The following is a 22,129-nucleotide window of genomic DNA, read 5'->3' as shown; positions in this document are numbered from 1 at the left end:
CGTTTGTGCCGCCGCTTCGCGGCGGATTTTTCCCGCCAGCCCACCCGGCACTCGGTAGCGGTGACATGATCCTCGTGCAGTGCGATAACGATCGTTAACCCCACGTGGAGGAAAGCAATGGGCGGCGAGCAGCGGTACGGGGAATTTGTCGGTGTCCGGCGGCACGGCTACGTCGCCGAGCTCGTCCTTGACCGGCCCAAGGCCATGAACGCGGTCTCGACCGAGATGGCCCGTTCCATCGGCGCCGCCTGCGCCGCCCTCGCCGATGACCGTGACGCCCGCGTCGTGGTCCTGACCTCCACCCATGAGCGGGCGTTCTGCGTCGGCGCCGACCTGAAGGAGCGCAATTCCTTCTCCGACGCCGAGTTGGTGCGCCAGCGCCCCACCGCACGGGCCGCCTACACCGGCGTACTGGAACTGCCGATGCCGACCATCGCCGCCGTGCACGGCTTCGCGCTCGGCGGCGGCTTCGAGCTCGCGCTCGCCTGCGATCTCATCGTCGCCGACCCGACCGCCGTGGTCGGGCTCCCCGAGGTGTCGGTCGGCGTGATCCCGGGCGGCGGCGGTACGCAGCTCCTGCCGCGCCGCGTGGGGGCGGCGCGGGCCGCCGAGCTGGTGTTCACCGCGCGGCGCGTGGAGGCGGGCGAGGCACGGGAGTTGGGGCTCGTCGACCAGCTGGCGGCGGAGGGCGAGGACCGGGCAGAGGCGCTGGCGCTCGGCGCGCGGATCGCCGGCAACTCGCCCGTCGGGCTGCGCGCCGCCAAGCGCGCCCTGCGCCTGGGGCACGGGCTCGACCTGCGGGCCGGGCTCGAGGTCGAGGACGCGGCCTGGCGCTCGGTGGCCTTCTCCGGTGACCGGGCGGAGGGTGTCGCGGCGTTCAACGAGAAGCGGAAGCCGCAGTGGCCGGGGGAGTAGTGGTCCGGGGAGCGGCAGGGGCCGCCGGGGGGACTCTGTACTCTGAGTAATGTTCCGATCGCCCAAAATGTCCTTAATCTCCTAGCCTAGGGAGATGGGAGAGGAAGTCCGGCTGCGGGCCGTGGTGGAGCTTGCGCAGGGGATGGCCGCCGCGCACACCCCACGCGAGTCGTGGCGGGCGGCGGCCGTCGGCGCATGCCGCGCGCTGTCGGGGAGTTTCGCCGCGCTGTCCGTGTGGGAGCGGGACCTGGGGCGGCTCCGGGTCCTTGTGAACGTGGGCGAACGGGCCGAGGGCGAGGAAGAGTTCCCGGAGCGCGAGTCGTATCCGGTGCACGAGTTCCCGGAGATCACCGAGTTCCTGCACGAGCGGTGGGCGGGCGGCGGTGAGCCGCACGCCTGGGTCGAGACGGCCGGGGGGCCGGCGGACGACGGCTCCCCCGGCTACTGCCACCAGCGCGTCGCCGCACTGCGCAGGCGCGGCCGCGGCGCCTGTGTGGTCGCGCCGATCGTGCTGCACGGGCGGGCGTGGGGCGAGCTGTATGTGGCGCGGCCGGTGGGCGCGCCGGTCTTCGACCGCACGGACGCGGACTTCGCCACGGTGCTCGCGTCGGTCGTGGCGGCGGGCATCGCGCAGACCGAGCGCCTGGAGGAGGCCCGGCGCCTCGCCTTCACCGACTCGCTGACGGGCCTCGCCAACCGGCGCGCGGTCGATCTGCGGCTCGAGGAGGCGGTGGACCGGCACCGTGCGGAGGGCGTGGTGGTGAGCCTGGTCGTGTGCGACGTCAACGGCCTCAAGCGCGTCAACGACACCCAGGGGCACGCGGTCGGCGACCGGCTGCTCGAACGTTTCGGCTCGGTGCTCTCGCTGTGCGGGGCGATGCTGCCGGGGACGCTGGCCGCGCGGCTCGGCGGTGACGAGTTCTGTCTGCTCTCGGTGGGCCCCGCCGCCGACGAGGTGGTGCGGGTCGCGGACGAACTGTGCGTACGGGCGGCCGAGTTGGAGCTGGGGGACGGTGTCGCGTGCGGGGTCGCGTCGACGGAGGACCGGATCGGCGAAGTCCGCTCGGGCCGCCGCCTGTTCCGCCTCGCGGACGCGGCGCAGTACCGCGCGAAGGCGGCGCGCGCGCCGAAGCCGGTGGTCGCGGGCCGCGAGGGCGCGGACGATCCGGTGGTCCGGCTCGCGGATTCGCGGGGCGCGCTGCCGGTGGGGGAGCGGCGGCGGTTCCGGGGGCGGGGGGCGTCGTAGGGCAGCTTGGGCATGCGGGGGCATGTTCATGATCGGTAGGGTGTGCGGCGCCCGAAGTACGGGCTGCGCGGTGCGCAAAGCCGCACAGGGGAGCGGACGTTGAGCGATCAGAGGTATGGGTATCCCGGGGCGGGGACGAATCCATACGGGGGTGCTGATCCGTACGCGGGGGCCGACCCGTACGCGCCTGCCGATCCGTACGCGGGGGCCGACCCGTACGCGCCTGCCGACCCGTACGCGGGGGCCGACCCGTACGCGCCCGCCGATCCGTACGCGGGGGCCGCCCCGCATCCGGGAGCGGATCCGTACGCGCCTGCCGACCCCTACGCAGGAGCCGACCCCTACGCGGGAGCCGACCCCTACGGGAATCAGCCGGGGTATCCCGTGCCGCCGGCGACGCGCCCCGTCCGCGGGGCCCGTGACGCCGCCGCCCAGCCGGTGAATCTCGCCCGCCGCTTCGGCACGCCGAACCGCCCCGGAGCCATCGAGGACCGGACGATCAGCGCGCTGCAGAGCGGGCGGACGCTGCTCGGGCTTGCCGCGACGCTGTGGCTGGTGTTCGCCTATCCGCTGCGGCAGGGGCGCGAGGAGTTCGTGCTCGGCAAGGTCGAGGATCTGCTCGTCGCCGCCGCGTTCGCGGTCGTGGCGATCCTCCTCGCGAGCGCCCTCTTCATCGGCTTCGCCCACTCCTCCCTGCGCCGCGTCTATCTGCGCCGCACCACCCAGCCGCTGGGTACGCTCCTTGCCCTCGCGGTGGGCGTCGGCGTGCTGTGGCTCTGCTGGCACGTGCTGCGCGAAGGCCTCGGACTCACCGACAACCAGGGGCCGTTCCTGCTGCGGCTCTTCTACTTCCTCCTCTCCTTCGCCGCCGGCCTGGCCGCGCTCGTAGGGATCCTGGTCGGCCTCCTCTACACGATCGCGCTGCTCGTCTACGCCGTGAACAGCTGCTTCCGCGCAGGCGCCATCCATGAACTCCTGCCGCCCGTCCTGTCCCCCGTACTGCTGTGGGGCCTGGCCGTCCTCCAGCTCTTCGACGACGCGGCGGTGGCCGCGCCGCCCGTGGTGCTCTACGCGTTCACGCTCGGGGCGCCGGTGTCGGTGACCCTGCTCTCGGTGTGGGAGATACGCAGGCTGCGCAGCCGGTACGGCGTCACGCTGCGGGGCGCGCTGGGGCGCGGATGAGGTGACCGCCGTCCCCGGGGCCACGGGGCGGTAAGAGGCTGAGACCGTACTCACCCGTGACAGGCGTCGATTCAATCCGTACGCTGCTGAATATGGATATGCACACCGTGGTCCTGGGGACGTCCGGGACAACCGCAGCGGACGTCATCGCCGTCGCGCGCGGCAACGCCCGCATCGAGCTGTCGGCCGAAGCCGTGACCGCCCTCGCCGCCTCGCGCGAGATCGTCGACGCGCTCGCGGCCAAGCCCGAGCCCGTCTACGGCGTCTCGACCGGCTTCGGAGCCCTCGCCACCCGGCACATCGGCCCCGACCTCCGCGCCCAGCTGCAGCGCAACATCGTCCGCTCGCACGCGGCCGGGATGGGCCCGCGCGTCGAGCGTGAGGTCGTGCGCGCGCTGATGTTCCTGCGGCTGAAGACGGTCTGTTCGGGGCGTACCGGCGTACGGCCCGAGGTCGCGCAGACCATGGCCGACGTGCTCAACGCGGGGATCACCCCCGTCGTGCACGAGTACGGCTCGCTCGGCTGCTCCGGCGACCTCGCGCCGCTCAGCCACTGCGCGCTGACACTGATGGGCGAGGGTGACGCCGAGGGCCCCGACGGCGAGCTGAAGCCCGCGGGCGAGCTGCTCGCCGCGCACGGCATCGTTCCCGTCGAGCTGCGCGAGAAGGAGGGCCTGGCCCTTCTCAACGGCACCGACGGCATGCTCGGCATGCTGATCATGGCGCTCGCCGACCTCGACGCCCTCTACAAGTCCGCGGACGTCACGGCGGCGCTGACGCTGGAGGCGCTGCTCGGCACCGACAAGGTCCTCGCGCCCGAGCTGCACGCCATCCGCCCGCATCCGGGCCAGGCCGCGTCCGCCGCCAACATGCTTGCCGTTCTTGCCGGTTCGGAGCTGACCGGCCACCACCAGGACGACGCGCCGCGCGTCCAGGACGCGTACTCGGTGCGGTGTGCGCCGCAGGTCGCGGGCGCGGGCCGGGACACGATGGCGCACGCGCGCCTGGTCGCCGACCGTGAGCTGGCCTCCGCCGTCGACAACCCGGTCGTACTCCCCGACGGCCGCGTCGAGTCGAACGGCAACTTCCACGGCGCTCCGGTCGCGTACGTCCTGGACTTCCTCGCCATCGCGGCGGCGGACCTGGGTTCGATCGCGGAACGCCGCACGGACCGCCTCCTCGACAAGAACCGCTCGCACGGTCTGCCGCCGTTCCTCGCGGACGACGCGGGCGTCGACTCGGGCCTGATGATCGCCCAGTACACGCAGGCGGCCCTGGTGAGCGAGATGAAGCGCCTCGCGGTGCCGGCGTCGGCCGACTCGATCCCGTCCTCCGCCATGCAGGAGGACCACGTGTCGATGGGCTGGTCGGCGGCGCGCAAACTCCGCACGGCGGTCGACAACTTGACCCGCATCGTCGCGATCGAGCTGTACGCGGCGACCCGGGCGATCGAACTCCGCGAGGGCCTGACGCCGGCGCCCGCGAGCCGTGCGGTCATCGAGGCGGTGCGCAAGGCGGGCGTCGAGGGCCCGGGACCGGACCGCTTCCTCGCCCCTGACCTGGCGGCGGCGGACGAGTTCGTCCGCTCCGGCGGGGTGGTCGAGGCGGCCGAGGGAGTCACGGGCCCGCTGGCGTAGCGGCACCCGTTTCCGCCGGGCCGGTGCCGATCAAGCACCGGCCCGGCGAAGCCCGCTCAGTAAGCCAGGCCCCGCCGGTCCCTGCGTACCGAGTACGCGATGAATCCCGCCCCCAGGCCCAGGAACGCCGTTCCGCCGATCACGTACGGAGTCGTGTCGACGCCCGTGCCCGTGTCAGCCAGGCGGGCGTCTGCCGTGGTGGTCTCCGCGTGCGTGGCCCGGTGCTGCTGCTCGCCGGGGGCGGCGGCCGTGGTCCGCTTCGCAGGGGATTCGTGGCCCGTCGCGTCCGCGGAGGGGATGAAGCACAGGGCGCCTAGCAGGGCCCCCGCGGCTGAGGCGGTCAGCAGCGATCGACGTGCGGACACGGAATCGGATCCCCCTTGTGGCGCTGGCGAATTGGCCGTGTGGGGCGATGGTAGTGAAAGGGATGGCTCGCGGGAAAGTCGCGGGGGCGAGGGGTCGGTGCGGGTCGTACGCTCCGGAGCATGAGCACAGATGAGACATCACGTTTTGTACGGCTTCGCGTCGAGCTGGTCGTCGAGATCGACGACTCCGGCGAGCTGGCCAAGTCCGCACTGAGCCGCATCGCGGAGGACGAGCACATGCCCGCCGAGGAGCGGCTGCACGCCGAGGCGGCCGTCAAGGAGGACGACGCGGAGGCGCTCGCCTATCTGGTCGACCCCTTCGACCTGGTCAGCCAGGTGCCGGGAGTGGAACTCTCGCAGGCCTCCTGGAGCAGCGAGCAGATCGAGTACGACCCCGATTCGCCGGATTGGGACCCGGACGAGGATGATGACGACGACGAGGGCGGCGTAGGCGGCCGGGGGCTGTAGCAGAGGGACGGATCGAAGCCGGAGAGGCTGATCCGGAACCGAAGACCCCGGGTGGCAACCGCCGCCCGGGGTTCTGTCGTCTCAGGAGTGCACGGCTGTTACCGGTGCTCTCGCGCGACGTGGTGTTCCCCACACAATCGGCGGTAGTGGAACGGGACGTACCGGGCAGGACGTTATGGGGGGTTACGGGGACTCTCGGCGTTCTTGGCGTGGTTGGGGATTCGGCAACGATGGAGAAGCGTGTGATGACGGACAGTAGGCGGCTGCGCGGTAGGCGCAAGGGGCTCGCGGCCGTGTCCGCCCTGGTCGGCGGCGTTCTGGTGCTCTCGGCCTGCAGCAGCGACGACGGTGGCGACGGCGCCGAAGGCACCAAGGAGTCGCAGAACCAGGTCGACGAGGCGGCGGCCAAGAAGTCGTCCGACGCCGACATCAAGATCGCGCCCAAGGACGGGTCCGACAACGCGAGCATCAACAATGCCGCCAAGGTGACCGTGCGCGACGGCTCGCTGACGGACGTCGAGATGACGACCGAGGCCGGTACGGCCGTCGAGGGGCAGATAGCTGCCGACAAGAAGAGCTGGAAGCCCAGCGGGCAGCTCGAGCGCGCGACGACGTACAAGATCACCGCCACCGCCAAGGACTCCGAGGGCCGCAAGGCGCACGAGAACTCGAAGTTCACGACGGTCTCGCCGGCCAACAGCTTCATCGGGAACTTCACGCCCGAGGACGGGTCCACGGTCGGTGTGGGCATGCCGGTGTCGATCAACTTCGACAAGGCGATCACCAACAAGAAGGACGTCCAGTCCAACATCAAGGTGTCGTCCAGCAGTGGCCAGGAAGTCGTCGGGCACTGGTTCGGGGACAACCGGATCGACTTCCGGCCCGAGAAGTACTGGCAGGGCAACTCCACGGTCACCATGAAGCTGTCCCTGGACGGCGTCGAGGGCGCGGACGGCGTCACCGGCGTCCAGGAGAAGACGGTCACGTTCAAGATCGGGCGCAACCAGGTCTCCATCGTCGACGCCAAGACGAAGACGATGAAGGTCATGCGGGACGGCAAGGTCGTCAAGACCATCCCGATCTCCGCGGGCTCCCCGGAGAACAAGACGTACAACGGCCAGATGGTGATCTCCGAGAAGTTCAAGGAGACCCGGATGAACGGCGCGACGGTCGGCTTCACGGACGACGACGGCAAGGGCGAGTACGACATCAAGGACGTGCCGCACGCCATGCGCCTGTCGAACTCGGGCACGTTCATCCACGGCAACTACTGGGGCGCGAAGTCCATCTTCGGCGGCGCCAACACCAGCCACGGGTGTGTCGGTCTGGAAGACGCCAAGGGTGCGGGCGACAAGGGCACTCCGGGCGCCTGGTTCTACGACAACTCGATGATCGGTGACGTCGTGGACGTCCGGAACACCGGCGACAAGACCGTTCAGCCGGACAACGGCTTCAACGGCTGGGTCATGGACTGGGCGGAGTGGAAGGCCGGCTCCGCCGTCTAGGAGCCCCGCCCTCCCCGCGCAACGTAAGCGGCCCGCACCCCTCAACAGGGGTGCGGGCCGCTGTCGTTGGGCTTCTCATCGTTCTCTTATGCCGCCCTTATCCGTTCATCACCGTGCGTACCTACTTTCACGCACATGTTCTTCACCTATCTGAGGCGCGAGCTGCGCCGCCGCAGAAAAGCGGCCCTCGTCGTGGCCTCCGGACTCGCGCTCGGCATCGCGCTCGTCATCGTCGTCAGCTCCGTGTCGTCCGGCATGAAGCAGGCGCAGGGCAAGGTTCTTGAATCCCTCTACGGGCTCGGCACCGACATGACCGTGACCAAGGCGGCCACCCCGTCCGAGGGAGGGAGCGGGCGGCCACGGTTCAAGTTCGACGCCAAGGGCGAGGGCGACGAGGAGCAGAGCAGTGACCGGGTGATGGTCCAGGGCTTCCAGACGCTGGCCTCGTCGACCGTCGCCGAGGTCGGCCGGCAGGACGGTGTCGCGGACGCCGTCGGCGGGCTGAGCCTGCAGGTCATGAAGGTCGACGGGCGGTTCAAGCAGGGCGAGTTCGAGCAGGCGCCCGGTGGCTCGGGCGGCGGGGCACAGCCGCCCGGCGGCGGCACGGATCAGCAGCAGGGCGAGGTGCGCGGTGGCGGCGCCGACTTCGACGTCGACTCCTACAGCGTCTACGGCACCGACGTCGGCAAGCTTGACCTGGGCCCGCTGACCTCCTCCAAGATCAGCAAGGGGCGTACGTTCACGGGGTCGGAGGCCAATTCCAAGGTGGCCGTCGCCGATGCCTCGTACGCCAAGGAGAAGAAGCTCGCCGTGGGGGACACGGTCACGATCTCCGGGACGAAGATCAAGGTCGTCGGTATCGCGACGCCCGACAGCGGGGGCGCCGCCGCCAATCTCTACGTCCCGCTCAAGCGCGCGCAGACCCTCGCCGACGCGAAGGACAAGATCACGACGGTGTACGTCAAGGCGGCGGACTCGCAGCAGATCGGCGCCGTCAAGAGCGCCATCCAGAAGAACATCCCCGGTACGACGGTGACGACTTCCGCCGATCTCGCCGACACCGTCTCGGGCTCCCTGTCCACCGCGTCCGACCTCGCGTCCAGCGTCGGCAAGTGGCTGTCGATCGCCGTGCTCGTCGCGGCGTTCCTGGTGGCCGGACTGCTCACCTCCTCCGCCGTCAGCCGCCGCGTACGGGAGTTCGGCACCCTGAAGGCGCTCGGCTGGAAGAGCGGCCGGGTCACCCGGCAGGTCGTCGGCGAGGCAGTCGTCAACGGCCTTGTCGGGGGTGCGCTCGGCATTGCCGTCGGACTCGGTGGCGCGTATGTGGTCACGGCGATCAGTCCCACCCTGACGGCCGAACTCGGGTCAGGCGGCGGGCAGTCGGGCGGCGGTCTCATGCGGGCCGGCGGCCCCGGCGGGCCCGGTGACGCCCTCGGCCAGTCGGCGTCCAAGGCGCTCGACATCTCGCTGACGGCGCCGGTCGGCACCACCACCATCGCGCTCGCCGTCGGCCTCGCCGTGGCCGGCGGGCTCATCGCGGGCGCCTTCGGCGGGTGGCGTGCCTCGCGGCTGCGGCCCGCGGACGCCCTGCGCCGCGTCGAGTAGGCGGCCGAGCCGCACCGCTCAAGGCCGCCAACCCCCTTACGTATCGCAGGAGTCACACCATGTATCAGCTCAAGGGCGTCACCAAGCAGTACCGAAAGGGCAGGGCGATCGTCGACGCGCTCGCCGGGGTCGACCTGGCCATCGGTGACGGTGACCGGCTCGTCATCCAGGGCCCGACGGGCGGCGGCAAGTCCACGCTCCTGCAGATGCTCGGCGGTCTCGACCGGCCGACGTCCGGCAGTGTCGAGCTCGACGGGGTCGATCTGGCCGCGCTGCCCGAGGCGCGGCTCACCAAGGTCCGCGCCGAGTCGATCGGTTTTGTTTTCCAGTCCTTCAACCTCATCCCCACGCTCAGCGCCCAGGAGAATGTCGAGACGGCGCTCGTCCCGCTGGGGCTCGGCGCCGCCGACCGGCGTGAACGCGCCGCCGACGCGCTGGATTCGGTGGGCCTCGGTGAGCGCCGCAGCCATCTGCCCGCCGAGCTCTCCGGCGGTCAGCAGCAGCGCGTCGCCATCGCCCGCGCCCTGGTCAAGCGGCCCAAGGTGCTGCTCGCCGACGAGCCGACCGGCAACCTCGACGAGTCGATGCGCGACGAGATCATGGAGCTGCTCGAAGGGCTGTGGGAGGAGCACGGCCTGACGTTCGTGATGGTCACGCACGACAGCGCGATCGCCCGGAAGGCGCCGCGCCTCGCGACCATCCGGGGCGGGCGGATCAAGGTCACGGAGCGGGCCGGTTCATAGGCCGTGGCGCAGGGCCGGTTCATAAGCCCCGGTAATCGTCAACTCATCACTTCTGACGCACTATTGAGCAGATGTTCGACCCTGGGCAATACTTCCTCGTCCAGGGGCGGGAGCCCCTTTGACCTCCAGGGGGAGACTTGCGCCGAAAAGTGAAGAGAGCTTACGGGGCCACGATCGCCACAGCGGCGGCCGTGGCCCTCGCCGCGGGCATGACCAGCCCGGCATCGGCGGCGAAGCAGGAGGAGCAGGCGGCGGACGCTCGGCCGTCGGGAGCGTCGGCCGCGCAGCCCGTCGCAGGGCAGACCGCGCACCGCATCACGCTGATCACCGGCGATCGCGTCGCCGTCGACGCGAAGGGCCGCGTGACCGGCTTCGAGCGGGCGAAGGGGCGGGAGCGGATACCCGTACTGACCAAGCGCGTCGGCGGGCACACGCTGGTGATCCCGGCCGACGCACAGCGTCTGATCACCACTGGCAAGCTCGACCAACGTCTGTTCGACGTCACCGAGTTGAGCAAGAAGGACAACCGCAGGGCCCAGCAGAAGGGGCTCAAGCTGATCGTCGGCTACAAGGGTGCCGCCGCCGGGGCCAGGTCGGATGTGCGGGCCGCCGGTGACACGACCGTTCGCCGGACCCTGAAGACCCTGAACGCCGACGCCATCACGACCCCGAAGCAGGACGCGGCCGACCTGTGGTCCGCGCTCGTCTCGGGGAAGGGCGACGCCACCGCCTCCGGTGTCAGCCGCGTCTGGCTCGACGGCGTACGCAAGGCGAGCCTCGACAAGAGCGTGCCGCAGATCGGCGCCCCGAAGGCGTGGGCCGCCGGGTTCGACGGCAAGGGCGTCAAGGTCGCCGTCCTGGACACCGGCGTGGATGCCACCCACCCGGACCTCAAGGACCAGGTGACCGCCGAGAAGAACTTCACGTCGTCCACGGACGCCAAGGACCGCTACGGCCACGGCACGCACGTCGCCTCCATCGCGGCGGGCACGGGCGCCAAGTCCGGCGGCAAGTTCAAGGGCGTGGCGCCCGGTGCCACGCTCCTGAACGGCAAGGTCCTCGACGACGGCGGCTCCGGTGACGACTCCGGGATCATCGCCGGCATGGAGTGGGCGGCCGACCAGGGCGCCGACATCGTCAACCTCAGCCTCGGCGGCGGCGACACCCCCGGCGTCGACCCGCTCGAAGCCGAGGTGAACAAGCTCTCCGCCGAGAAGGGCATCCTCTTCGCGATCGCCGCGGGCAACGACGGGTCGCCCGGCAGCGTCGGCTCGCCCGGCAGTGCGGACGCGGCGCTCACCGTCGGCGCGGTCGACGACAACGACAAGCTGGCGGACTTCTCCAGCCAGGGCCCGCGCGTCGGCGACGGCGCCATCAAGCCCGACGTGACGGCCCCCGGCGTGGACATCACCGCGGCCGCCGCTCCCGGCAGCATCATCGAGAAGGAGGTCGGCCAGAAGCCCGAGGGCTATCTGACGATCTCCGGTACGTCGATGGCGACCCCGCACGTCGCGGGCGCCGCCGCCCTGCTGAAGCAGCAGCACCCGGACTGGACGTACGCGGAGCTCAAGGGCGCGCTCACCGCGTCCACGAAGGGCGGCAAGTACACGCCGTTCCAGCAGGGTTCGGGACGCATAGCCGTCGACAAGGCCATCAAGCAGTCGGTCGTCGCCGAGCCGGTCTCCGTCAGCTTCGGCACGCAGGCGTGGCCGCACACCGACGACAAGCCGGTCACCAAGAAGGTGACGTACAAGAACCTCGGCAAGGAGGACGTCACCCTCGATCTCGCGGTGACGGCCACCAACCCCAAGGGCGCCCCGGCCCCGGCCGGCTTCTTCAAGCTGGGCGCGAAGACCGTGAAGGTCCCCGCGGGCGGCACGGCCGCGGTCGACCTGACCGCCGACTCCAAGCTGGGCGGGACCATCGACGGCGCGTACTCCGCGTATGTCGTGGCGACCGGCGGCGGGCAGTCCGTGCGCACGGCGGCCGCCGTCGAGCGCGAGGTCGAGTCGTACGAGCTGACCCTGAAGCACATCGGGCGCGACGGGCAGGCGCCGAAGTACTACGACAGCGACCTGGAGGGTGTCTCCGGGCTCGCCACCGACAAGTCCTTCAACCCGTTCGACGCGTCGGGCACGGTCAAGCTCCGTGTCCCCAAGGGCGGTTACCTGCTCAACACGAGTATGTTCGCCGACCCGGCCGACTTCACCAAGGGCGCCGACTGGATCGCCCAGCCGAAGCTGAGCGTCACCAAGGACACCACGGTGACGCTGGACGCCCGCAAGGCGAAGCCGGTCGACATCACGGTCCCGTCGGCGGACGCCAAGTCCTTCTTCGCGTCGCCCGACTACACGGTCGACACGGCCCGCGGCAGCTACTCCTTCGGGTGGTGGCTCGACTCGTACACCGACTTCCGCACCGCGCACCTGGGTCCGCAGGTCACCGACGGCTCACTGCACCAGCAGTGGGACGGGCACTGGACCAAGGGTGACGACGCCGAGTACGACACCGTGCTCGGGGGCAAGGTCAAGCAGGTCGCCACGGGTTACACCAAGCACTTCAAGGCGTCCGAACTGGCCACGGTGAAGGTGAACATGGGCGCCTCGGCCAAGGGCAAGAAGGGCACGATCAGTGCCCTGGGCAACCTGCCCGGCAGCTCGGGCGGCTCCGCGATCAGCGTTCCGCAGCCGCTTCCCGGCACCCGGACGGTGCATCTGTCCACGGCCGACGACGTGAAGTGGAGCATGGACTTCGAGCAGCAGGCCGGGGTCGACCCGGACGGCTGGCCGATCCTCGACGCGGTCTACTCACTGGGCGCCGGGCAGAAGTTCGCGGGCGGCAAGAGCTACGAGAAGACGTTCAACACGGCCGTCTTCGGTCCCCGTATCGGCGGCGAGTTCGGCGTCACCCGCAAGGGCAACGAGATCGGCGGGTATCTGCCGCTGTTCGCCGACGGCAAGACACACGCGGGCTCCTCGCTCTACTCCTCGGTGAAGACCACCCTGTACAAGGGCTCCACCAAGATCGGCGAGAACGAGGACCCGCTGGTCGGCGGCGCCACCTTCAAGGTTCCGGCGGCGGAGGCCGAGTACAGGTTGTCGACGTCCGTGAAGCGCAGCGTCAAGGTGGCCGCGGCCTCCACGCGCATCGACGCGAGCTGGACGTTCCGCTCCAAGAAGGCCGACAACGCGAAGCTGCCGGTCTCCACGGCGCGGTTCGCCCCGGCGGTCGACCTGAGCAGCAAGGCGGCGGCCGGACAGACCCAGTCCGTGCCGGTGACGGTGCAGGGCGCTGCGTCCGGCTCGAACCTCAAGTCCCTTGCGGTGTACGTGTCGTACGACTACGGCCGGACCTGGGAGAAGGCCACCGTCAGCGGCGGCAAGATCAAGGTCAAGAACCCGGCCGCGGGCAAGGGGATCTCCTTCCACGCCAAGATCGCGGACAAGAAGGGGAACAAGTCGACGGTGTCGATCTACAACGCGTTCTACGGCAAGTGAGCTAAGCGCCCCACGGCCCGTCCGTATCTGCGGGCGCGTCGTGGCTGGTCGCGCAGTTCCCCGCGCCCCTTCGGGGCGCAGCCACCGCGGCGCCGAACGGACTGTCGATCACGTATCGCCAGTGGCCGTCGGCGCCGCGCCTCGCCACGTCCGTGGCGGTGGACCGCACGACGCCCTCGATCTCCCAGTCGACGACGAGCAGCGCGATGTCGCCGGAGACGTGGACATGGCGCGGGTGCACCGAGATCGGCAGGCCGATCGCGAGGAACGGGCCGTTCTCCTTCGCGATGTCCGCGAGGCCGTGCACCGCGTCCCCCGACTCCGGCACGAAGGCGGCGCCCTCCTCGTACAGCTCGTGCACCGCCTGGGGATCCCCGCTGTTGAACCGGGCGGCGAATGCCGCCGGAATGTCCTCGGGGCGGGTGGGAAGTGCCATCGCCGACATGTGTAACCCTCCTGGAATGGACGGGAGCGGACCGGTGCCGGCAACAGTAGGAGGCGTCCTCGTGACTCACCGAACGGTAAGCCAGGGGGTGGACCAGGGGCTTCCCGACGACCCCAGGGCGCGGGTCACGGCGCCCACGCCCGCCTGCCCCGTGGAGATCACCCTCGCCGCCCTGCGCGGCCGCTGGACCACCTTGATCGTCCGCGAACTTCTGCGGGCGGACTCCTACGCGTACAGCGAACTCGCCTCCACACTCCCTGAGTTGTCGGACAAGGTACTGACCGAGCGGCTCTCCCAGCTGGTCTCCGCGGGTGTCGTCCTGCGCACCCGCACACCCGGCTGGCCCCCCACGGTCAGTTATGAACTCACTCCCCACGGCAGAGAACTGGGCCCGGTCCTGCAAGCGCTGTGGGACTGGGGAGCACGCGTGCCGGCACCATCCACCACAGAGGAAGCCGACGTCACATGACCGCCCACACCGTCGAGTACATCCGCTACCGCATCCCGCCCGAGCGTTCCGCCGATTTCCTCGCCGCGTACACCCGCGCCGCGGTCCCCCTGGCCGCCGCCCCGCAGTGCGTCGATTACGAACTCACCCGCTGCGAGGAGGACTTCGAGCACTACATCCTGCGCATCACCTGGACGTCGACCAAGGACCACCTGGAGGGCTTCCGGGGCTCGGAGCTCTTCCGTGACTTCTTCGCGGAGATCCGGCCGTACGTCGAGAACATCGAGGAGATGCGCCACTACACACCCACCGCCGTGCGCGGGACGGGCGCCTCGACGCCGACGCTCTACACGTGGGCGGGCGGAGAGGAGAAGTTCGAGCGCCTGACGGAGATCTTCTACGAGAAGGTCCTCAAGGACGAGCTTCTCGCGCCGCTCTTCGAGGGCCTGCCCGCCGAGCACGCCCGGCACGTAGCCCAGTGGCTCGGCGAGGTCTTCGGCGGCCCCGCCGCCTACTCGCAGGAGCACGGCGGCCACTCCCACATGGTCGGCAAGCACCTCGGCAAGGGCATCACCGAGCCGCAGCGCCGCCGCTGGGTCAACCTGATGCAGGACGCGGCGGACGACGCGGGTCTGCCGACGGACGCCGAGTTCCGGTCCGCCTTCGTCGCCTACGTCGAGTGGGGCACCCGCCTCGCGCTCTACTTCTCGGGGCCGGACGCGACCCGCCCCACCGACCAGCCCGTGCCGCTGTGGAACTGGGGAGCGGCGCCGCCCTACCAGCCGTGAAGCCGCCTCTTGTCGGAGCGGGGCGGGCGCCTACTTCCCGGTGCCCGCCCCGGCCCGCGTCGCGTCCGCTCCCCAGCTGGCGAGCAGGCGCAGCGCGTCGGCCGACGCCGAGTCCGGCTCCGCGTGGTAGGTGACCAGTGACTGATCGTGGTCGTCGGGCAGCCGCAGCGTCTCGAACGAGAGCGTGAGCTCGCCCACCAGGGGATGGCGCATGCGCTTGCTGCCGTGCCCCTTCTCCTTCACGTCATGCGTGGCCCACAGGCTTCGGAACTCCTCGCTCTTCACGGAGAGCTCGCCGACCAGGGCGGAGAGCTGCGGATCGTTCGGATAGCAGCCCGCGTCCATCCGCAGGAAGGCCACGATGTCCGTCGCCTTCTGCTCCCAGTCCACGAACAGCTCGCGCGACGCGGGGTGCAGGAAACAGATCCGCGCCCAGTTCCGCTCCTCCTGCGGCAGAGCGCCCCAGTCGCCGAAGAGCGCGGCCGCCATGCGGTTCCAGCCGAGGATGTCCGAGCGGCGGCCCACCACATAGGCGGGTACGCCGTCCATCGCGTCCATCAGGTGCCGCAGCGCGGGCCGCAGCTGCTGGGGGCGGGCGGCCCGCTTCTTCTTGTGCTGCTTGGGCTTGGCCAGATGGGTCAGATGGGCGTGCTCGGCGTCCGTGAGGCGCAGGGCGCGGGCGATCGCGTCCAGGACCTCGCCCGAGACGTTGCGGCCGTTGCCCTGCTCCAGACGCGTGTAGTACGCGACGGAGACCCCGGCGAGCTGCGCCAGCTCCTCACGGCGCAGACCCGGCACCCGCCGGTGCCGCCCGAAGTTCGGCAGGCCGACGTCCTCGGGCTGCAGCCGGGCCCTGCGGGTGCGCAGGAACTCGCTGAGCTCGGCGCGCCCGTCGAGGGGCTCGGGGGCGGGGGCGTGCGGGGGCTGCCCGGCGTCGGCGTTCATGTACTCCAGTATCCGGGGTCGTAGGCATACGAGCCTGTCCCCGCCAGTAGTAGGACCACTGGACGTAGGCAGAGCTGTGACCTGGGTAGATGTCCGCGACGCTGGCACGGTTGACGACATGACCGCACAGACCAGCACCTCCGGCACCACCACCGTTTCCGCTTACGCCGCACCGTCCGCCAAGGCCCCCCTGGAGCGGACCACCATTCCGCGCCGCCCGGTGGGCGCGACCGACGTACTGATCGACATCAAGTACGCGGGCATCTGTCACTCGGACATCCACCAGGCGCGCGACGGCTGGGGCGAGGGCATCTTCCCGATGGTCCCGGGGCATGAGATCGCCGGTGTCGTCACCGAGGTCGGCTCCGCCGTCACCAAGTTCGCCGTGGGCGACCGCGTCGGCGTCGGCTGCATGGTCGACTCCTGCCGCGAGTGCGAGAACTGCAAGGCGGGCCTCGAGCAGCACTGCCTCAAGGGCAACGTCGGCACGTACAACGCCATCGGCAAGGACGGCGAGCCCACCTACGGCGGCTACTCCACGCATGTCGTCGTCGACGAGGCCTTCACCGTCCGCATCCCCGACGGCCTGTCCCTCGACGAGGCCGCGCCGCTGCTGTGCGCGGGCATCACCACGTACTCGCCGCTCAAGCACTGGGGCGCGGGCCCGGGCAAGAAGGTCGCCGTGATCGGCCTCGGCGGCCTCGGCCACATGGGCGTCAAGATCGCGCACGCGCTCGGCGCGGAGGTCACCGTCCTCTCGCAGTCGCTGCGCAAGAAGGACGACGGCCTGAAGCTGGGCGCCGACCACTACTACGCAACCAGCGACCCGAAGACGTTCGAGGAGCTGGCAGGCTCCTTCGACGTGATCCTCTCCACCGTGTCCGCGCCGCTGGACTTCGGCGCGTACCTGGGCCTGGTCAAGACGGGCGGCGCCCTGGTGAACGTGGGCGCCCCCGAGGAGCCCATCGCCCTCAACCTGTTCTCCCTGATCGGCGGCAACAAGACCCTCGCCGGTTCGATGATCGGCGGCATCGCCGAGACCCAGGAGATGCTCGACTTCTGCGCGGTGCACGGGCTCGGCGCCGAGATCGAGATCATCGACGCCGACCAGATCAACGAGGCGTACGAGCGCGTCATCAACTCCGAGGTGCGCTACCGCGTCGTGATCGACACCGCCACGATCTGAGGCCGCGGGCCGCGGCCGGCATTGCCCCGGGTGTCATCGACGGCGTGGGCGCGCCCCGGCAGGATCGGATCCATCGAGATCCATCGAACCGATCCGCACGGAACGCGTCCGGGCCGCCGTCCGCGACTGGTACGAGTCGGCGGCCTACCAGGAGTTCCTCCCCCTGCGCACCCGCCACATCGAGGGCGAGGCGAGCATCGCCGACGCTGCTAGATCGGTGCCGGTGTGTGGACCAGCAGCGAGCCGGGCGCGGTGCCGGTCGAAGCGGCCGGGGTGAGCAGGGTGACCAGATATGTCAACTGCCGCTCTTCTCTTGTCACTTCGATCGTACGAGGAGCGAATCCGCCCACCGAGCGGCACGCCCACCAGTGCGCGAGGTCCGGTCGCGTGGCGTGCAGGCGCTCCGTGAGGGCGCGTACCCCCTCGTCGCCGGGGAGGGTGTCCGCGTGGGCGCGGAAGTGCCGGTGCAGGTCCTGCGCGAAGGGCTCCCAGGCGGGCAGCAGACGCTGGTGGTCCGGGTCGTCGATGAGCAGGAGCAGCAGGTTGCGCCGGTCGGCGGGCAGGCGGCCGGGGTCGGGCCACAGCGTGCTGTACGCGGTGTTCCACGCCGTGATGGTGAGGTCGGGGGCGAGCACCAGGGCGGGCGAGTCCGGCCAACCGGCGATCATCGTACGGAGGTTGTCGTGCTCGGGGGCGTCGGCTGGGGCCGCATCGGCGGAGGTGCGCGGCGGCGCGTACCCCGCGAGGGCAAGGACATGGCGGTGCGCGTCACCGTCGAGGCGGAGGGTGCGGCTCACCGCGTCGAGCACCTGCCGCGAGGTGTCCACACGGCCCTGCTCAAGCCAGGTGTACCAGGCGACCCCGACCCCGGAGAGCGCGGCGACCTCCTCGCGGCGCAGCCCCGGGGTGCGACGGCGCGCGGTGACGGGAAGCCCGACCGCCTCCGGCGCGAGGCGCTCGCGGTGCGCCCGCAGGAACGTGCCCAACTCGCCACGCCGGGCGGTCTCTTCGGCGGTGGTGGTCATGGATGCAGCGTAAATCCGGTCCTGCCGATCCTGATACTCCTGGTCACCCCATCATCGCCGTACTGGTTGCGGGCGGCGCGGCCCGCGAGCCTGAACGCATGACGAAGAGCCCTGAACGCGAACACCCCTCCGACGGCGCCGTCATGTGGCGCCGCTCCACCGACTCCTCGGACCTGACCGAGCCCCGCACCTTCGTACGGGTCTTCACGGGCCCCGGCACCCTGGAGTCCGTCACCGCCTTCTACGAGCAACTCCTGGGCGTGGAGCGGGACATGTGGTTCACGTACCCCGATCTGCGTCTCGGCCTCGCGGCGGTCGGCGGCTTCCTTCTCATCGAGGGCACGGACGAGAGCGTCGCGCCCTTCCGGGCCACGGCGGGCACGCTCCTCGTGGACAGCGCGCAGAAGTATCTCGACCGCCTGACGGCCGCGGGCGCCGAGATCACCGACCCCCTGAAGCCGGTGCCGACCGGCGCGGGATTCAGCGCGCGGCACCCCGACGGGACGATGGTCGAGTACGTCGAGCACCGCCCGGCCCCGGACGGGCGATAGGGCCTCGCGAGTGGCCGGATGTCGCCTCGGGCCGCGGCCCTAGTCCGCATTGCGCACCAGGTGGGGGGTCGTGTGGCCGATGCCGGGAGGCCTGCGCGGGCCTAGTGTCGAAGATGTCGGCAAGGGCACTTCAGACACAGAAAGAGGTCGAGCAATGTCCATCGAACTGAACCACACCATCGTCGTCGCCAAGGACAAGAAGGCGTCCGCGCAGTTCCTGGCCGACATCCTCGGCCTCGAAGTCGGCCCCCAGTACGGCCCCTTCTTCCCCGTCACCATCCCCAATGGCGTAACGCTGGACTACTACGAGGGCGACGGGGACCCGTTCGTCCCTCAGCACTACGCCTTCCTGGTCTCCGAGGACGAGTTCGACACCATTTTCGCGCGGATCAAGGCGGCAGGCCTGACCTACTGGGCGGACCCGTATCACAAGATCGAAAACGAGATCAACACCAACGACGGCGGCCGGGGCACGTACTTCGACGACCCGAACGGCCACAAGCTGGAGATCCTTACCAGGCCGTACGGGAGCGGGCAGTAGGGCCCCGAAGGGGCGCGGGGAACTGCGCGAGCAACCACGATGCACCCGCAGGTACGAACGTGACATCCCGCAGGCCGCCTAGTCCGAGGTCTCCGACAGAAAGTCAAGGACGAGCGGGGTCGCCACCCCCGCGAACTCCTCGAAGTACGCATGCCGCGCCCCCGCGAGAAGCCGCATCCGCGCCCCCGGGATGCGCTCGGCGAGCAGGGGCGCGTTGGCGGTCGGGTTGAACACATCGTCCGTGCCGTGCACGACGAGCGTCGGCGCCGCGATCCGCGGCAGCGCGTCCCAGGCGTCATGCCGGGCGCTGGCCCGCAGATGGCGGCGGCGCGCGTGCGGGGGCATGGCCGGGTCGCCGAGGGTGTGGAACACCGCCCCCTCACCCTGCCGGGCGATCCAGCCGGGCGTGTACATCAGCTCCAGGAGGGCGCGGCGCGCGGCACGGCCATCGGCCTGGGTGAGGGCGGCGCGCACCTCGGGCCCGCGCTCGACGCCGTGCGGCGCCCCCGGGGACGTACACCCGAGGACGAGCCGGTCGACCCTCCCGGGATGGTCGGCGGCCAGCCATTGCGCGACGCGGCCGCCCATCGACGTGCCGTACACATGCGCGCGGTCGATGCCCGCATGATCGAGTACGGCGACGACGTCGCGGGCGAAGCCGGGCGTGCTGTACGTGTCGGTGTCGGGGCGGCCGCTCTCGCCGGTGCCGCGCCAGTCGAGCACGACGGTCCGGTGCGCGGCGGCGAAGCCGTCCCGCACCGGGTCCCACCAGCGGCGGCTGTTGGACTGGCCGCTCAGCAGGACCAGGGGCCGGCCGGAGCCGTGGACTTCGTAGTGCAGGGCGGTGCCGTCGGCGGCTTGGGCGAAGGGCATGGGGAAACGTAATCACACGGTCCCTTAGACCCTCTTAGACCTCGATCACACGGTCCCCTTAGGCCCCCGCCCCTAGGGTGCCGGAATGATCGGGACACCCATCGAGGTACCGGAGGGCTTCGCCGCGAGCACCGTCCAGCGGGAGGGCGGGCGCGGCCGCGCATGGCTCGCGACGCTGCCGGAGCTTGCCGACGAGCTGCTCCGGCGCTGGGACTGCGTACCGACCGACCCGGTGACCCACGGGCAGGTCGGCATCATCGTCCCCGTGCGGCGGCGCCAGGACGACACGCCCGCCGTACTGAAGATCTCCTTCCCGCACCCCGGCAACGTCCACGAGCCGGACGCCTTCGCGGTGTGGGCGGGCCGGGGCGCCGTCCGCCTCCACGAACGGGACGACGCACGGTTCGCGATGCTCGTCGAGCGGGCGGGCCCCGGCTCGCTCGCCGATGTGCGGGATGCCGAGGAGGCCCTGACGGCGGCGGGACTCCTCGCACGCCGGCTGGCCGTTCCCGCGCCGGCGGAACTGCCCCGGATGAGCGCCCGCTGCGGCGCGTGGGAGCAGGAACTGCGCGACAACGACACGAAGTTGGGCTCACCGCTCGCCTCCCGCGTGCTCGAAGCCGCGATCGGCACCCTGCGCGAACTGGGACCGGACCAGCCGGACACCCTCATCCACGGCGACCTGCACGTCGGCAACGTACTGAAGGGCGAGCGCGAACCCTGGCTGGCCATCGACCCCAAGGGGTACGCGGGCGACCCGGCGTACGACGCGATCACGCTGCTCCACCACCGCTTCGAGGACCTGCTCACCGCCACCGACCCCAAGGCGGCCGTTCTGCACCGCCTCGCCGTCTTCTCCGACGCGGCCGGGGTCGAACGGGAGCGGTCCCGCCGATGGACGCAGGCCAGGGCGGTGACCATGGCGTACTGGGGGCGGCTGCACGGTGACCCGCAGTGGCGGGTGATGGCGGCGGACGGCCTGGCGGAGGCGCTGGTGTAGAGGTGAGCTCCGCTCGGCACCCTGATTTCGCCGGGGGCAGAACGCTGATCACTTCCCCATACTCGCGTGGCTCCTACCCTGAAGAGGTGAGCAGCGAAGAGCGGAACCACCAGTCGGAGCAGGCCCCGCCGAACGAGCAGCAGGCCCCGCCGAGCGAGCAGCGGGCCCGCGTCATCCCGTTGCGCCCGCGCCCGCAGACAGCGGGTCGGACCCGCCCGGGAGCCGCCCCCGTACGCACAACTCCCGTATTCCCGGCGGCAAAAGAGCCCCTGTGGCGGGACGTCGTCGGTGACGTGCTGCGCCGCGAGCGCCTCGCCCAGGAACGTACGCTCAAGGATGTCGCCGAGGCGGCCCGCATCTCGATGCCGTACCTCTCCGAACTGGAGCGCGGCCGCAAGGAGGCTTCCTCCGAAGTCCTCGCGGCCGGCGCCCGCGCGCTCGGCCTGAGCCTGGCGGACCTTCTCTCCCTGGCCCAGACCGAGTTGACCCGCCACGCCCAGCCGACGACGCGCCCGCGCCAGGGAGACATCCGCCTTGCCGCATAGGGCAGTTACGCGTTGGCGAACAGACTGCGCCGACTGAGCACCTCATCGGCAAGTCCGTACGCCACCGCCTCCTCGGCGGTGAACACCTTGTCGCGGTCCATGTCCGCACGCAGCGTGGCGACATCGTGCCCCGAGTGCCGGGACAGCACGTCCTCCACCTGCGAGCGGATCCGCATCATCTCCTTGGCCTGGAGAGCGAGATCGGAGACCGTCCCCTGCTGCCCGCCGCTCGCGGGCTGCCCGAGCAGCACACGCGAGTGCTCGAGCACGAACCGCCGCCCGGGATCGCCCCCGGCGAGCAGCACGGCGGCGGTGGAGGCGGCCTGCCCGACGCAGAAGGTCGAGATCGGCGCGTTGATGAAACTCATGGTGTCGTAGATCGCCATGAGCGAAGTAAAGGACCCCCCAGGCGAGTTGATGTAAATGGCGACCTCACGCTCGGGGTGGGAGCTCTCCAGGTGGAGCAGCTGCGCGATGACGACATTGGCCACCCCGTCGTCGATCTCGGTCCCGAGGAAGATGATCCGTTCCGAGAGCAGCCGGCTGTAGATGTCGTAGGCGCGCTCGCCCTGCGGGGTGCGCTCGACGACGGTAGGAATCGTGTACTGGCTCATGGCTG

Annotated in this window: 22 protein-coding genes; 16 read left to right on the top strand and 6 right to left on the bottom strand. The window is 70.7% G+C overall.

Translation table 11 applies throughout. The annotated features are described in order from the left end of the window. Positions 1 to 117 precede the first annotated feature (117 nt). The 4 genes from AB0G47_RS31620 to hutH all read left to right on the top strand — a co-directional run bounded on the left by AB0G47_RS31620 (position 118) and on the right by hutH (position 4,980). Positions 118 to 915 (top strand): enoyl-CoA hydratase-related protein, encoded by a 798-nt coding sequence (locus tag AB0G47_RS31620; RefSeq protein ID WP_360777015.1) that lies wholly within the window; start codon positions 118 to 120, stop codon positions 913 to 915. A 94-nt stretch (positions 916 to 1,009) separates the two neighbouring features. Next, on the top strand, positions 1,010 to 2,161 hold the full coding sequence (locus tag AB0G47_RS31615) for a sensor domain-containing diguanylate cyclase (protein ID WP_360777013.1): 1,152 nt from the start codon (positions 1,010 to 1,012) through the stop codon (positions 2,159 to 2,161). A 99-nt stretch (positions 2,162 to 2,260) separates the two neighbouring features. Continuing rightward, positions 2,261 to 3,343 (top strand): hypothetical protein, encoded by a 1,083-nt coding sequence (locus AB0G47_RS31610; protein WP_360777011.1) that lies wholly within the window; start codon positions 2,261 to 2,263, stop codon positions 3,341 to 3,343. 98 nt (positions 3,344 to 3,441) lie between these two features. After that, positions 3,442 to 4,980 (top strand): histidine ammonia-lyase, encoded by a 1,539-nt coding sequence (gene hutH, locus AB0G47_RS31605; protein WP_360777093.1) that lies wholly within the window; start codon positions 3,442 to 3,444, stop codon positions 4,978 to 4,980. 56 nt (positions 4,981 to 5,036) lie between these two features. Here the strand turns inward: hutH and AB0G47_RS31600 are convergent, their stop codons facing one another. Further along, the gene (locus AB0G47_RS31600; protein ID WP_360777009.1) at positions 5,037 to 5,345 is read right to left on the bottom strand and encodes a hypothetical protein; all 309 of its coding nucleotides are present in this window, start codon (positions 5,343 to 5,345) and stop codon (positions 5,037 to 5,039) included. A gap of 120 nt (positions 5,346 to 5,465) precedes the next feature. Here AB0G47_RS31600 and AB0G47_RS31595 point away from each other — a divergent pair, with 120 nt between their 5' ends. The 5 genes from AB0G47_RS31595 (at position 5,466) to AB0G47_RS31575 (ending at position 13,163) form a co-directional block, all read left to right on the top strand. Next, complete coding sequence (locus AB0G47_RS31595; protein ID WP_360777007.1) at positions 5,466 to 5,813, top strand: hypothetical protein; 348 nt, start codon at positions 5,466 to 5,468, stop codon at positions 5,811 to 5,813. 245 nt (positions 5,814 to 6,058) lie between these two features. After that, a complete protein-coding gene (locus tag AB0G47_RS31590; protein WP_360777005.1) occupies positions 6,059 to 7,318 on the top strand; it encodes an Ig-like domain-containing protein in 1,260 nt (419 codons plus the stop codon). Between the two features lie 135 nt (positions 7,319 to 7,453). Further along, positions 7,454 to 8,923, top strand: coding sequence for an ABC transporter permease (locus tag AB0G47_RS31585; RefSeq protein WP_360777003.1), 1,470 nt, complete (start codon positions 7,454 to 7,456; stop codon positions 8,921 to 8,923). A gap of 59 nt (positions 8,924 to 8,982) precedes the next feature. After that, positions 8,983 to 9,666, top strand: coding sequence for an ABC transporter ATP-binding protein (locus AB0G47_RS31580; protein WP_360777001.1), 684 nt, complete (start codon positions 8,983 to 8,985; stop codon positions 9,664 to 9,666). Positions 9,667 to 9,815: 149 nt separating this feature from the next. Beyond that, positions 9,816 to 13,163, top strand: a complete 3,348-nt coding sequence (locus tag AB0G47_RS31575; protein WP_360776999.1) for a S8 family peptidase — start codon at positions 9,816 to 9,818, stop codon at positions 13,161 to 13,163. A gap of 1 nt (position 13,164) precedes the next feature. Here AB0G47_RS31575 and AB0G47_RS31570 read toward each other — a convergent pair whose 3' ends face one another. Further along, entirely contained in the window at positions 13,165 to 13,608 is a 444-nt protein-coding gene (locus tag AB0G47_RS31570; RefSeq protein ID WP_360776997.1) for a nuclear transport factor 2 family protein, read from the bottom strand. 61 nt (positions 13,609 to 13,669) lie between these two features. On the opposite strand from AB0G47_RS31570, the gene AB0G47_RS31565 reads away from it, so the two are divergent. Both AB0G47_RS31565 and AB0G47_RS31560 read left to right on the top strand, forming a co-directional pair. After that, a complete protein-coding gene (locus AB0G47_RS31565; protein WP_360776995.1) occupies positions 13,670 to 14,077 on the top strand; it encodes a helix-turn-helix domain-containing protein in 408 nt (135 codons plus the stop codon). Then, on the top strand, positions 14,074 to 14,844 hold the full coding sequence (locus AB0G47_RS31560; RefSeq protein ID WP_360776994.1) for an antibiotic biosynthesis monooxygenase: 771 nt from the start codon (positions 14,074 to 14,076) through the stop codon (positions 14,842 to 14,844). Before AB0G47_RS31565 ends, AB0G47_RS31560 begins: the two co-directional genes overlap by 4 nt. 30 nt (positions 14,845 to 14,874) lie before the next feature. On the opposite strand, the gene AB0G47_RS31555 is transcribed toward AB0G47_RS31560, so the two are convergent. Next, positions 14,875 to 15,789, bottom strand: coding sequence for a helix-turn-helix transcriptional regulator (locus AB0G47_RS31555; RefSeq protein ID WP_360776992.1), 915 nt, complete (start codon positions 15,787 to 15,789; stop codon positions 14,875 to 14,877). 118 nt (positions 15,790 to 15,907) lie between these two features. On the opposite strand from AB0G47_RS31555, the gene AB0G47_RS31550 reads away from it, so the two are divergent. After that, positions 15,908 to 16,975, top strand: a complete 1,068-nt coding sequence (locus tag AB0G47_RS31550; RefSeq protein ID WP_360776990.1) for an NAD(P)-dependent alcohol dehydrogenase — start codon at positions 15,908 to 15,910, stop codon at positions 16,973 to 16,975. Positions 16,976 to 17,184: 209 nt separating this feature from the next. Here AB0G47_RS31550 and AB0G47_RS31545 read toward each other — a convergent pair whose 3' ends face one another. Continuing rightward, positions 17,185 to 18,000: a helix-turn-helix transcriptional regulator gene (locus AB0G47_RS31545; protein ID WP_360776988.1), complete on the bottom strand. Its 816-nt coding sequence runs from the start codon at positions 17,998 to 18,000 to the stop codon at positions 17,185 to 17,187. Positions 18,001 to 18,098: 98 nt separating this feature from the next. Between AB0G47_RS31545 and AB0G47_RS31540 the strand changes: the two genes are divergently transcribed. Next, complete coding sequence (locus tag AB0G47_RS31540; protein WP_360776986.1) at positions 18,099 to 18,551, top strand: VOC family protein; 453 nt, start codon at positions 18,099 to 18,101, stop codon at positions 18,549 to 18,551. A gap of 154 nt (positions 18,552 to 18,705) precedes the next feature. Continuing rightward, positions 18,706 to 19,092, top strand: coding sequence for a VOC family protein (locus tag AB0G47_RS31535; protein ID WP_360776984.1), 387 nt, complete (start codon positions 18,706 to 18,708; stop codon positions 19,090 to 19,092). 78 nt (positions 19,093 to 19,170) lie between these two features. On the opposite strand, the gene AB0G47_RS31530 is transcribed toward AB0G47_RS31535, so the two are convergent. Beyond that, positions 19,171 to 19,965, bottom strand: coding sequence for an alpha/beta fold hydrolase (locus tag AB0G47_RS31530; RefSeq protein WP_360776982.1), 795 nt, complete (start codon positions 19,963 to 19,965; stop codon positions 19,171 to 19,173). Positions 19,966 to 20,050: 85 nt separating this feature from the next. Here AB0G47_RS31530 and AB0G47_RS31525 point away from each other — a divergent pair, with 85 nt between their 5' ends. Continuing rightward, positions 20,051 to 20,965, top strand: a complete 915-nt coding sequence (locus AB0G47_RS31525) for an aminoglycoside phosphotransferase family protein (protein WP_360776980.1) — start codon at positions 20,051 to 20,053, stop codon at positions 20,963 to 20,965. 173 nt (positions 20,966 to 21,138) lie between these two features. Further along, positions 21,139 to 21,510 carry a helix-turn-helix transcriptional regulator gene (locus AB0G47_RS31520; RefSeq protein WP_360777091.1) on the top strand — a complete coding sequence of 124 codons (372 nt, stop codon included), beginning with the start codon at positions 21,139 to 21,141 and terminating at the stop codon, positions 21,508 to 21,510. Positions 21,511 to 21,515: 5 nt separating this feature from the next. Here AB0G47_RS31520 and AB0G47_RS31515 read toward each other — a convergent pair whose 3' ends face one another. Next, positions 21,516 to 22,124, bottom strand: a complete 609-nt coding sequence (locus tag AB0G47_RS31515; RefSeq protein WP_360776978.1) for an ATP-dependent Clp protease proteolytic subunit — start codon at positions 22,122 to 22,124, stop codon at positions 21,516 to 21,518. Positions 22,125 to 22,129 lie beyond the last annotated feature (5 nt).

Origin of the sequence: Streptomyces sp. NPDC021622 (assembly GCF_040640795.1) — a bacterium.
Lineage (GTDB): Bacteria > Actinomycetota > Actinomycetes > Streptomycetales > Streptomycetaceae > Streptomyces.
Note: the sequence above shows the minus strand (reverse complement) of the source record. Positions and strands in the feature narration are given on the sequence as shown.